11 protein-coding genes are annotated in these 12,170 nt (G+C 36.5%); 2 read left to right on the forward strand and 9 right to left on the reverse strand.

The features are described 5' to 3' along the window. Window positions 1–21 precede the first annotated feature (21 nt). On the forward strand, window positions 22–438 hold the full coding sequence (locus H5161_RS10865; RefSeq protein WP_182769265.1) for a SufE family protein: 417 nt from the start codon (window positions 22–24) through the stop codon (window positions 436–438). 6 nt (window positions 439–444) lie between these two features. Here H5161_RS10865 and tcdA read toward each other — a convergent pair whose 3' ends face one another. The 7 genes from tcdA to H5161_RS10900 are packed head-to-tail and all read right to left on the reverse strand — an operon-like array spanning window position 445 to window position 7,906. Continuing rightward, entirely contained in the window at window positions 445–1,242 is a 798-nt protein-coding gene (gene tcdA, locus H5161_RS10870) for a tRNA cyclic N6-threonylcarbamoyladenosine(37) synthase TcdA (protein WP_002961793.1), read from the reverse strand. Continuing rightward, complete coding sequence (locus tag H5161_RS10875; protein ID WP_182769266.1) at window positions 1,243–1,923, reverse strand: TIGR01621 family pseudouridine synthase; 681 nt, start codon at window positions 1,921–1,923, stop codon at window positions 1,243–1,245. Next, window positions 1,920–2,681, reverse strand: coding sequence for a 3-deoxy-manno-octulosonate cytidylyltransferase (kdsB, locus tag H5161_RS10880; RefSeq protein WP_154903049.1), 762 nt, complete (start codon window positions 2,679–2,681; stop codon window positions 1,920–1,922). Before kdsB ends, H5161_RS10875 begins: the two co-directional genes overlap by 4 nt. Then, window positions 2,669–2,866 carry a Trm112 family protein gene (locus H5161_RS10885; protein WP_182681254.1) on the reverse strand — a complete coding sequence of 66 codons (198 nt, stop codon included), beginning with the start codon at window positions 2,864–2,866 and terminating at the stop codon, window positions 2,669–2,671. The genes kdsB and H5161_RS10885 overlap by 13 nt, the downstream gene beginning before the upstream one ends. Then, a complete protein-coding gene (gene lpxK / locus H5161_RS10890) occupies window positions 2,856–3,836 on the reverse strand; it encodes a tetraacyldisaccharide 4'-kinase (protein ID WP_182769267.1) in 981 nt (326 codons plus the stop codon). The genes H5161_RS10885 and lpxK overlap by 11 nt, the downstream gene beginning before the upstream one ends. Then, the gene (gene msbA, locus H5161_RS10895; protein WP_182715531.1) at window positions 3,833–5,578 is read right to left on the reverse strand and encodes a lipid A export permease/ATP-binding protein MsbA; all 1,746 of its coding nucleotides are present in this window, start codon (window positions 5,576–5,578) and stop codon (window positions 3,833–3,835) included. The genes lpxK and msbA overlap by 4 nt, the downstream gene beginning before the upstream one ends. Before the next feature lie 60 nt (window positions 5,579–5,638). Further along, window positions 5,639–7,906, reverse strand: coding sequence for a DNA internalization-related competence protein ComEC/Rec2 (locus tag H5161_RS10900; protein WP_182769268.1), 2,268 nt, complete (start codon window positions 7,904–7,906; stop codon window positions 5,639–5,641). Here H5161_RS10900 and H5161_RS10905 point away from each other — a divergent pair. After that, window positions 7,886–8,392, forward strand: coding sequence for a DUF2062 domain-containing protein (locus H5161_RS10905; protein WP_024595571.1), 507 nt, complete (start codon window positions 7,886–7,888; stop codon window positions 8,390–8,392). The genes H5161_RS10900 and H5161_RS10905 overlap by 21 nt on opposite strands. Window positions 8,393–8,494: 102 nt before the next feature. Here the strand turns inward: H5161_RS10905 and H5161_RS10910 are convergent, their stop codons facing one another. Together H5161_RS10910 and H5161_RS10915 are read right to left on the reverse strand one after the other, a co-directional pair. Beyond that, a complete protein-coding gene (locus tag H5161_RS10910; RefSeq protein WP_182769269.1) occupies window positions 8,495–10,240 on the reverse strand; it encodes a DUF3466 family protein in 1,746 nt (581 codons plus the stop codon). Between the two features lie 11 nt (window positions 10,241–10,251). Beyond that, window positions 10,252–12,165, reverse strand: coding sequence for an ABC transporter ATP-binding protein (locus H5161_RS10915; protein WP_002961781.1), 1,914 nt, complete (start codon window positions 12,163–12,165; stop codon window positions 10,252–10,254). Window positions 12,166–12,170: the final 5 nt, after the last annotated feature.

Below are 12,170 nucleotides of genomic sequence, written 5' to 3' on the forward strand. Positions count from 1 at the left end.
TAGAATTAATTAGGATAACTCATGACAAATACGTTTAAAAAAGTCACAGAATCTATAAAAAATGCGACCGCTTGGCAGCAAAAATATCGTGAGATAATGCTTTTAGGAAAAACGTTACCGGCTTTAGCTGATGTTTTGAAAACTGATGATGCACTTGTACCAGGCTGTGAAAGCAAAGTATGGATGTTCGTTGAATTTGACTTAACCGAAAATACACTTGTTGTAATAGGTGACTCTGATACTCGTATAGTAAAAGGATTATTAGCCATTGTTTTAGCGCTTTACAACGGGCTTACACCAGAACAGGTAGTGAATAAAAATGCGTATGAAGAATTTGAAAAGCTCGGCCTTATAAGCCACTTAAGCGCATCACGTGGTAATGGTATTAAAGCCATGGTTGATAAGATACAAACCATGGCACAACACAAGCTTAGTTAACGAAAACTAAGCTTGTGAGCGTTGTTTTTTATCTAGATATTTACGCACCGCTTTTGCAGCAACAAAAAAACCAAAGCTTCCTGTGATCATAGTCACAGAGCCAAAACCATTATTACAGTCCATATTCATTGTGCCATCAGCACTTTGCTTAGCATGACATACGCTGCCATCGCTTCCTGGGTAAACCAATTGCTCTGTTGAGTAAACACAATCAATATTAAACTTACGTTTAGGATTATTACTAAAATTATATTGCTTGCGCAAAATATAGCGCACCTTTGCAAGTAATGGGTCTTGCGTAGTTTTAGCTACATCACCAAAAGTTATTTGGCTAGGATCTGTTTGCCCGCCAGCACCACCAGTTGTAATTATAGGTAGTTTATTACGTTTACAGTGAGCAATTAATGCTGCTTTTTCTTTAACTGCATCAATACAATCAATTACATAATCAAAACCTTGAATATGCTCTTGAATATTATCAAGCGTAATAAAGTCATCTATTACACTAATTTGGCATTCTGGGTTAATAAGCTCGCAGCGCGCTTTCATTGCATCGACTTTAGCTTGACCAATAGTGCCCGTTAACGCATGAATTTGCCTATTTACGTTAGTGGCGCAAATATCATCCAAATCTATAAGTGTTATTTTACCAACACCAGTACGCGCAAGTGCTTCTGCTGTCCAGCTTCCTACACCACCAATACCTACTACACAAAAATGTGCTTCTTGAAGCCAATCAAACTGTTGATGACCATATAAACGTTTAATACCACCAAAACGTATATCTGTAACTTTTTCGCTCATTTACCAATCCAGTTGCCATGGCGATTGCCATGCTTGAAAATCTTGATGTTTAATTAACGCCAAATACTCATCACCACTTTCGGGTAATAAAGTTAGCTGTATTTGTTCACCTTGCCATAAAAAGCTTAACGCATATGCATGTAAATAGGTACGATTAGAAGGCGTGCCTGAATACATTGCATCGCCTAAAATAGCTGCGCCCACACTTTTTAGTGCCACTCTTAGTTGATGTGTTTTGCCAGAGTAAGGTTTTAAAATATACCCTCTAAACCCTGGCTTATAACTCAGAGAATAGAATCGGGTAATTGCAGGGTTAAGTGTACTCGTTAGTAACTTAAACGAGCCACGGCGAGACTTAGCCATATCGCCTCTTATCCACCCCTGCTTCTTTTTAGGTTTAGCATCACTAATCGCTAAATAAAATTTAGCAATCGCATGCTCAGTAAACATAACAGTAAAGGCGGCTGCAGCGGCTTTGTTTCGCGCTAAAATAATCAGCCCTGATGTCACTTTATCTAAACGATGAACGGCATAAAGCTTTTGCGATAATTGTTGTTCGGCTAAAACAACAAAGCCGGGTCCCTCTTCAGAATGAAAATTAAGACCCGCTGGCTTTTCTAAAATATAAAAATCGTTATGTGTATAAACAACTTTTATTATCTTACTTAATTGCTCACTCACACGTTTTTACTTTTAATATGCGCTATCACTTTAGCTAAGTCATCAGGCGTATCTACACCTGCATGAGGGGCTATTTGAGCTTGTTCTATTTTAATTTTATAACCGTGATACAAAACACGTAACTGCTCAAGTGATTCAAGTAATTCTAATGGTGATACACTCAGCTCTATGTATTGTTTAATAAAACCCGCTCTGTACGCATAAATACCTACATGGCGCTGAAATGGCGCTAAATTAAGTGCAGTGCTATCATCCATCATCGTATTTCTATCAAACGGTATACTTGCACGAGAGAAATACAGGGCATTTTTATTTATATCGCTAACCACTTTAACGGCATTAGGATTAAATACTTCATCACGTTCTTCAATAGCAACGCTTAACGTTGCCATTGGTGCTGTTGAATCACTTAATAGTGCAGCAACTTGAGATACGTTTTCTGGTGCAAGTAATGGCTCATCGCCTTGTACATTAACCACAATTGTATTGCTATCAAGTTTAAGCAAATCAACCACTTCAGCTAATCGTTCAGTACCCGACTGGTGATCTTCACGCGTCATTACTACATCATTAGTAAACATACTTACTGCATCAAATACTTTTTGATGATCGGTTGCTATAACTACTTTACTAGCACCTGATAAACATGCTTTTTCGTAAACGTGTTGAACCATTGGCTTGCCACAAATATCAGCAAGCGGTTTACCTGGTAGTCGGGTCGATGCAAAACGAGCAGGAATTACAACTACGAATTCCACTTTTCAACCTCTTCTAGAGATAGTTCTCGTGCTTCATTTTCAAGTAATACTGGAATATCATCTTGAACAGGATAAGCAAGCTTAGCTGCTGTGCTAATTAGTTCGTTGTTGTCTCTATCAAAGCGTAATTTTCCCTTGCAAACAGGGCACGCAATTATCTCGAGTAATTTTGTATCAAAGGCCATTGAGTATTCCTTTTTCTTTTAATATTGAATTTAATTTGTTTATTACGCTATCGGTAGGTTGTGCATCTACTGGTAAATAATACCAATTAGGCTTTGCAAAGGACTTACATTTAACGGCATCTTTTTCGGTCATTATAATGCAATCATCACCAAATTGTGCAAAATCATCTACTGTATAAGCATAATGATCTCTAAAATGATGAGTCGATAATAACGTAATATCTTGTTCTTCTAATGAGTTTTCAAACCGTTTAGGGTTCCCAATTGCACTTATTGCATGTGCTTCACTTACGTTACTTTTTGCATAATCGCTTGAATTAACCAAGCGAAGATTACTTACTTGTAATGTGTAGCTATTATTAGCCTCACCACCATTTTCAATTACTATATCGACACTTTGCAAACGTTTAGTTGTTTCACGAAGTGGCCCTGCTGGCATAACAAAGCCATTACCAAAACGACGCTCACTATCAACAATACAACACTCAATGCTACGAGGCATTTTATAATGCTGCATTCCATCATCAGAAATAATAACATCGAGTGTATAATTATTTTCTAATAAATCGATATTGTGTTGTCTATTAGGCCCAACCGCTATTGGGCACTTTAAACGATGGTATAAAAGTACGGGCTCATCTCCAGCCTGCTGAGCATCTACAAGCTCAGTAACTAACAGCGGGTAATTTTCTGATTGCCCACCATATCCTCTACTAATAATGCCCACTGATAAACCTTGCTGTGTTAAATGACCATACAGCCACAAAACAAAAGGCGTTTTACCATTACCGCCAACACTTATATTGCCAACTACAATTACAGGCGTTTTGCACTCAAAAGGTTTAAGTATTTTAGCGCTGTATAAGTATTTTCGAAATGACGATACAACCCAAAACAAAGCACTTAATGGTAATAACAGTAAAGTAATTAGACCAAATGATTTATACCAGCTTTGTTCTATTTTACTCACGCCTGATCACCAAACTGCATTTTGCAAAGGGCTGAATAAGTACCGTCATTTGCTAATAAACTATTGTGATCGCCACTTTCTATTACACGACCATTATCAATAACATAGATTCGGTCACTGTTTTCGATAGTAGATAAGCGATGCGCAATAACAATTGAGGTTTTATCTTTCATTAGCGTTTCTAATGCTTGCTGAATAAGCTTTTCAGATTCGGTATCAAGTGCTGATGTAGCCTCGTCTAAAATCAAAATAGGTGCGTCTTTTAATATTGCACGTGCTATCGCTATACGCTGGCGTTGACCGCCGGAGAGCATTACACCATTTTCACCTACCATGGTGTTTAATTGCTCTGGCAGGTCTTTAACAAACTCCCAAACATGCGCTTGTTTAGCAACTTGCTCTAATTCTTCCTCAGACACATCATGCTTTATGCCATAACAAATATTGTTAGCAATCGTATCATTAAATAACACGACCTGCTGAGACACTAAAGCAAATTGGCGACGCAAATCTGTTAATTTATAATCCTGCAGGGCTATACCATCAAGTAATATTTCACTCGGTAACTCTAAGTCATAGTAGCGTGGTAATAAATTAGAAATTGTTGATTTACCCGAGCCTGAGCGCCCAACTAAGGCAATACTTTCACCCGCTTTAATCGTTAGCGACAAATCGTTTAATACGGCTTCATCTTTTGTTGGGTACTTAAAGGTTACATTTTTAACTTCAATTACCCCTTTAACTTTATCGACTGAAACGGTTCCAGTATCTTTTTCCATTTCTTCATCTAAAACTAAAAATATACTTTGAGCTGCAGAGATACCACGCTGCATATCGCTATTAACATTGGCGAGTTGTTTTAGTGGGCGCAATAGCATCATCATTGAGGCAATCAATGCCATGAAGTCACCTGAGGTAATCGTATCAATCATTGATGGAAGAGATACAGCCCATAAAATAACAGCCATAGCACTTGCTGCTAATATTTGAATAATTGATACACTTAAAGCTTTTGTCGCATCCATTTTAATGCGCTGCTGGCGGTTATGATTATTAATCTTTGAGAAATGGTTTATTTCTTGGTCTTGTCCGCCAAATCCATGAATAACTTTATGTCCGCTAAGCATCTGTTCAGAGCTACGTGTAACCTGCCCCATAGCTGATTGGATACTTTTAGAAATATGGCGAAAACGTTTCGATACAACCGCTACAATAATGGCAACGAGAGGGATGATGACTAAAAATATAAGTGAGAGCTTCCAACTGGTATAAAACATTACACCAAGTAAAAAGACAACAAAGGCTCCTTCACGTACAACAATAAGTAACGCTTTAGTAATTGCTTGTTGAACTTGCTCTGTGTCAAAAGTGATTTTTGAAATTAAATCGCCAGTTGAGTTTTTATCATGAAAAGAAACGGGTAAATGCAATATGTGCTCAAATAACTCTTGGCGTAAAGAGCGTACAACTTGAGAGCCCACATAACTTAAACAGTACGAAGACATAAAGTTAAAAACACCACGCCCTAGTACTAACGCGATAACTACAAAAGGAGCGTACTTTAAAACTTCTGTATTTCGTTGGTTTAAACCTTGATCAATAAACGGCTTCATTAATTGAATGAATAAAGCATCCATTGCTGAATAGCCTATCATCCCAACAATTGCGATAAAAGCGACGCTTTTGTATGCGCCAACATACGAAACAAGACGTTTATAAATTTGTGCAGTACTTTGATCCATAACACTCTCTAAATACAGTAACTCCCTGTATTGTATCCTTCGATGAGATAAAACTAAACGTCAATCTTTGATAAACCAATAACTTTCCTGCCCTCTTGCTGTTTCTATGACCAAATTGTTTGAGTAGAATTTAATACTAATTTGTCCTTCAACGCCTGTTGTAAATTGCTCGGCGCTTATTGCTTTGTAACGCTCGACGACAACGGGCTTGGGAAATTCCCACTGTCCTTTATAAGCACTTGAATGAATCACAACTTTAGGAGCTACATCACTAATAAAATTAACACTTGAGGATGTATCACTGCCATGATGCGGGCTTAACATGACTGTACTTTTCAACGGTGTATTATTCGCTAATAAAGAGGCTTCACGGGATTTTGATATATCACCTGTAAATAACACACTATAAGTATTACTCGATACTCTAACAACGCATGAATCGTCGTTTTCATTCCCATACCCTCTAGTGCTAAAGCTTTCTACTCTTAAACCGACAAAATCAACACTTTGGACTTCACACACATTAAGTGTATTTTCAGGGTGAAATTGCTTTAATGTTTCCCCAAATCCAGCTTCAATAAAATGCTGTATTCCTCCAGCGTGATCGCTGTCTTCATGACTTAGAATCGCTGTTTTTACTGTGAAATTATTTGCTTTTATATAAGGCAATAAGATACTTCGCGTTCGACTAAAACGATTAAAATAACTTGGACCAAAATCATAGATAAGCACTTGGTTATCTTTTTCAATTAATGCCATGAGACCATGCCCAACATCAAACACATGAAGTTGCCAGTTAGGCTTTTCTTTTAGAAGATTATTCAATAAAAGTACTGTTAAAGGAATGAAACAGAGCAATTTATAGGGGAGGAAGTAAATCATCAACATAGTAATATAGGTAAAAATGACGAATATTAACTCGATTCTTCCTGTTGTCAGCCATCTTAACGACTCGGGTATTTCATAAAGTAATTTAAATAACGCATATAACCCTGTATCAAACAAATGTATTAAATTACCTATATCTATAAAAGTACTCAGTAATGTAAAAACAATCAAAAATGGTAAAATAATGATGGAAAGAAACGGTATCGCAATTAAGTTAATCACTAGTCCCGCAATACTTACGCCATTAAAAAAATAAAGTGAAAGTGGTAATAAACCGATAAACAATGCTACTTGAATAACAAATAACGCAATAATTTTGTTTTTTATTCGTGTATTTAATATTGGTAATTTATTAATAACAGTAAAAATTATAGCGACCGCTAAAAATGAAAAATACAGACCTGGATTAAGTAAATTAAATGGATTAACAGCAAGCACTATAACCAAGGCAAATAAAATACTACGCCAACGCAGCGGCTGTTTAGCAAGAAAATAAAGTAACAAATAACAACCCAGCATAATTAGCGCTCGCGTTGCTGATACTAAAAAGTCACTTAAATATACGTAAACTAATGCAGCTATAAAACCGAACGAACTGTAGTAAAGTGTAAGGTTAAATGATTGACCAATTGAAAAGTTTATTTTCGTACAGATAAATCGAATGAATAAATAACCAAAGCTAAAAATCAAACCAATATGTAAACCCGATATAGCCAGTAAATGACTTAACCCAAGTGATTGCATTAATTGTTTATCTGTATAGCTCATTAACGATTTATCACCACTGAGTAATGCATAATAGAGCCACTGCAATCTTGTATTTGTATAGGTATTTTTAATGAAGTTTTGATAATCTAGTACGATGCTTTGTTTATCGCTGTGTATTATATTAAGCTCTTTATTGAGAACTTTGCCTTTAAATAATATTCTATTTATAAATGCATAACGTTCAGTATCAAACACATTAAAATTTTTATTACTGCGAAAATATTTTAAATGGATTAATGCAGAGAATTCATCCCCGACTGTAAAAGGCTGTGCAGAATTAACACTGAGCATTGCTTTGGGTGCTCTAAAATTCGAAAAGCTACTCCCATCTAATGCCACTATTTTGGCTTTGATATACTGAGGTTTTTTATCAGAAATAATCTCTTCAACAACTAATGTAGAATCAAGTGCATACTTTTCGTTCGGTTTTGGTATTTCAAAACTATAAAAAAGGTAAAAATGCATACCAACAAAGCAAATTGCACAAATAAAGCCTAACAATACGTTTAAAAACGGCTTAAAATAAGCGCTCACTATTACAATGAAAATTGTGAAGACTGTAAATTCGAGAGTTTGATAATAAAACACGGTTGCTACACAGCCAATTACAAACCCAAGACTTATCCACACTGATGTAAATGGTTGCTTTAAATGGCTAAAAAAACGATCCAAAGATTTTTACCTGATCCAAATAAAATTAGACATCATAAATCACTAAAAATATTTGGACGACTTTTGCAAGACGCAAATCTTTGGCATTTAAATAGACGTTCAGCTCGAGGGGCCTTCGCGGTCGGGTTATTTTTTGCTTTCATCCCTGTTCCTTTTCAAATGGTTTTAGCCGCAGCAGGTGCTATATTATTTAGGGTTAATTTACCCATATCAGTTGCTTTAGTATGGCTTACGAATCCATTAACCATGCCACCTATCTTTTATGGCTCATACTTAGTGGGTACGTTAATACTTAATCAGCCAGAACAACACTTTGTATTTGAAGCAAGTTGGTCTTGGTTTTTAGAAAGTATAGAAACAATTGGTCCTGCATTTTTATTAGGTTCATTAGTATGTGCTTCTATTGCATCAATTATAGGATATTTTGGTATTGATATAATTTGGCGCCGCTCTGTGAAAAAAGCATGGTTATCACGAAATAATTAGTGGCGTTAAAGCTAAATAATCGCTGCAATTCTAATCTAATAAAATATTATAGACGAAAAAAAACCAACTTTATCAAGTTGGTTTTTTTATAATCAATAAACTTTAAAAGCGAAATACACGCCTTAAGCCAACCAGTGGTAATAACAATAATGTATACCAAGGGAAGCTAGCAGAGTTACGCTCATAAACTTCAGCTTCTACTGGAGCACAGCTTTCTACTTCACCATTTGCAATTGGCGTTAGTTTAACTGCTATTGCAATACTCTCATATTCAATTTCACCATTAATATCAGTTACTACACCGCCTAATGAATCTAGCTTTTCAACTGTTTTAGTCGCAGTACCAAATATTTCATTATTTTCGTTGATAGCAGTCGCTTCAACCATAGTATAAGCGTAATCAGTTTCACCGTCGGTGTCATAGCAAGGCAGTAAATCGTTTAGATTAGTGATTTTGTCTTCACCAATTTTGTAAATAAAGGCCTCTTTGAGTCGCGAGCTATCAGAAACACCCACTTCCCCTTCACCTACAATATAACCTTGGTTGTTTATATCGTTACCGTAAGAACTTGAGCTTGAAAAGTAATCAGTAGGGAAAACCGTACTACCCGTTGCTATATCATGGTAAAAGAATTTATTACGAAGAGTACCTTCAATACGTTTAGTTGCATAACCTGTAATTACATCGTTATCATTAATAGCAATTGATTTACCAGACTGCCAGTCATCTTCTTGATTAATAAAATCAACAACCGCACCGTCTTTAAAATAAACTGGCATTGTAAGAATTGTATCGTCATTTTTGTAATAACGTGTATTCGATGAACCTACAATTGTCCCGTTGCTGTTCACTGCTAAAGCAGTACTTGTAAATGCATCATCTTCCGCTTCACCTTCATCAGGTGTCAGTGCCATACCAAGCTCTTCAACAGACGTGATATTAAGTGATTCATCAAGTTCCCATTTAACAGCGCGCTTATTAAATAAGCCTCGTGTAATATTTGAATTTAACAAGTTGATACATACTGACGTAGGTTCGTCTTCATTATCACAGTTATCATCAATATTATCTTGTCTGTCATCTGGAATGCTTGTAGACATATTACCTACAACGGTATAACCACTGTTAGTTTTAACAATATCGTTAGCGCGGCTTGTGCCACCGTATTCATTAAACTCAGGCTCTAACTCAACACTTACACTGCCATCAGCGCTTATTACAATCCCACGTTCTATAAATTCATGAGTAAACCACGTTTCTGCATCATCTTCGCCATCAGGTGTAAAAGATACTTTATCGTATGGGGCGCTACCCCAACCGACTGTAACGCCATCTTCAGTTACAGCATTAAAAAGGTTAGTAGTTGAACGTGTTAGTCCGTCATAATCAACAGATGCAATATCAAATAATGGTTGCTCAGTTATTTGTGTATCATTATATTTTATGCCTACTAATGAGCTTAATTTTTGATATTCAAAATTTGTAGAAATTGAAGATAAAAAACTAACCATGAAAGTGTGTGCATCAGCATTAGTAAGTACTGCATCATTATTTTCAATGTCATCAAGTGTGAAGGTAATCTCTTTATCACTTAATTCAAATGCTGCCTCTGTATTGTCATAGCTATTTTCAATAAGGTTTTCAGTAAAATCTATATAGCTTGTATCAATAGGTAAATTGTATAAACCATTTGCGAAACCAATAATATGCCCGCTTTCGCTTACATCTGTTACATAAGAATATTTAGCGTCTTCAAGAGTCCCTAATTCACTTAACTGGTACGTCGCACTTGTTGCTGAAGTGCTTAATGTCGCTAAAATACTGGCAGCGAGTAATTTATATTTCATTTTAGTCCTTACTACTGATTCTGTAATTCTTCAAGTTCTTCCCAGCGCTCAAGGGCAGCTTCAAGGTCAGACTCAAGTTGTGCTAAATGGTTCAATGCTTTAGTTGTTACATCACTCTCTTGTTTAAAAAAGTTTGCGTCACTCACTACAGCTTGTTGAGCTTCAATTTCAGCTTCTAGTTTTTCCATTTTATTCGGTAGTTGCTCTAATTCAAGTTTTAATTTGTAAGAGAGTTTATTTGTCTTAGCTGCTGGTTTTGCAGCTGGAGCGGCTACTTTTTCAACTTTTTTTACTGGTTGTTGCTGAATTTTTTTTTCTTGTTCAGCTAAGTAACCTACATAAGCTTCATAGTCGCTATAACCACCGACGATATCTGTTACTTTACCATTGCCTTCAAATGCCCATACACTAGAACATGTATTATCAATAAATTCTCGGTCATGGCTTACAATCAGCACTGTACCTTGATATTGATTAATAATGTCCTCTAGTAACTCTAACGTTTCAATGTCCAAGTCATTCGTTGGCTCATCGAGAACAAGTATATTAGATGGTTTTAAAAACAGTTTAGCTAATAGCAGTCTATTTTTTTCACCACCAGAGAGTGCTTTAACCGGGGTTCGAGCGCGAGCTGGAGGGAATAAAAAGTCTTGCAGGTAACCTAAAACATGGCGTGAACGACCGCCCATCATCACTTCTTGTTTACCTTCTGCAACGTTATCTTGAACAGTTGCTTCTTCGTCAAGTTTTTCACGGTATTGGTCAAAGTAAGCAAACTCTAAATTAACACCTTGCTTAGTAATACCACTATCTGGTTCTAAATCACCAAACATTAGTTTTAATAGTGTTGTTTTACCAATACCATTTGGGCCTACTAAGCCAATTCTGTCGCCACGCATTACAAGTGTCGAAAAATCATCAGCAATAACTTTGTCTTTAAATGCATGGCAAAGGTTCTTAGCTTCAAATACCAACTTACCTGAGCGATCAGCTGTTTCAATATTAAAGTCAGTTTTTCCAACTTGATCAACACGTTGCTTGCGCTCATTACGTAGCTGTTTTAGCTCTCGAACACGCCCTTCGTTACGCGTTCTTCGCGCTTTAACACCTTGGCGAATCCACGTTTCTTCTTCAGCTAAACGCTTATCAAACAATGCATTTTGCGCTTCTTCTACTTTTAAATCATGCGCTTTTTGCTCTAGATAAGTCGCGTAATCACCTGGGTAGGAAATAAGTTTACCGCGATCTAAATCTAAAATACGCGTAGCGACAGCGCGAATAAACGCACGGTCATGCGATATAAATACAATGCCGCCTTTAAATTCTTTTAAAAACTGTTCAAGCCACATTACACTTGCCATATCTAAATGGTTTGTTGGCTCATCTAGTAATAATAAGTCAGGCTCACTTACAAGTGCACGCGCAAGTGCTACTTTACGTAACCAGCCACCAGAAAGAGACTCAAGCTTAGCCTCTGGTGTTAATTCTAATTGTGTCAAAACTAATTGAATTCGGCTATCAAAACGCCAACCATCAGCGGCTTCAAGTTGGTTTGATAAACGTTCAAGTTTATTTAATAACTTATCAGTACATTGTGTTTGCAGTTCGTTGCTAACATGATGAAAATCAATGAGTAGGTTAGCGATTTCTGGCATACCCTGTGCAACGTAATCAAATACAGTTCCGCTTGCACCTTTTGGTGGATCTTGCTCTAAACGAGAAATTCGAATACCACCAAGCTGATTTATTTCACCATCATCTAAAACAACTTGTCCATCGAGTACTTTTAATAACGTTGACTTACCCGCGCCATTTCGACCAACTACACACACTCTTTCGCCACTTTCTATAACAGCGTCTGCTTTGTTAAGCAAAGCATGTGTACCAAAAGCAAGTTGTGCTTTTAAAATTCTTATTAAATCCATAGTTT

The organism is Pseudoalteromonas sp. SG43-5 (assembly GCF_014164345.1).
Classification (GTDB): Bacteria; Pseudomonadota; Gammaproteobacteria; order Enterobacterales; family Alteromonadaceae; genus Pseudoalteromonas; species Pseudoalteromonas distincta.

Excerpts from the sequence above, each read along its gene's own strand:
- H5161_RS10865 (WP_182769265.1), top strand. The coding sequence starts at position 22 with ATGACAAATACGTTTAAAAAAGTCACAGAATCTATAAAAAATGCGACC.
- tcdA (WP_002961793.1), bottom strand. The coding sequence starts at position 1,242 with ATGAGCGAAAAAGTTACAGATATACGTTTTGGTGGTATTAAACGTTTA.
- H5161_RS10885 (WP_182681254.1), bottom strand. The coding sequence starts at position 2,866 with ATGGCCTTTGATACAAAATTACTCGAGATAATTGCGTGCCCTGTTTGC.
- msbA (WP_182715531.1), bottom strand. The coding sequence starts at position 5,578 with ATGGATCAAAGTACTGCACAAATTTATAAACGTCTTGTTTCGTATGTT.
- H5161_RS10905 (WP_024595571.1), top strand. The coding sequence starts at position 7,886 with ATGGCTAAAAAAACGATCCAAAGATTTTTACCTGATCCAAATAAAATT.
- H5161_RS10910 (WP_182769269.1), bottom strand. The coding sequence starts at position 10,240 with ATGAAATATAAATTACTCGCTGCCAGTATTTTAGCGACATTAAGCACT.
- H5161_RS10915 (WP_002961781.1), bottom strand. The coding sequence starts at position 12,165 with ATGGATTTAATAAGAATTTTAAAAGCACAACTTGCTTTTGGTACACAT.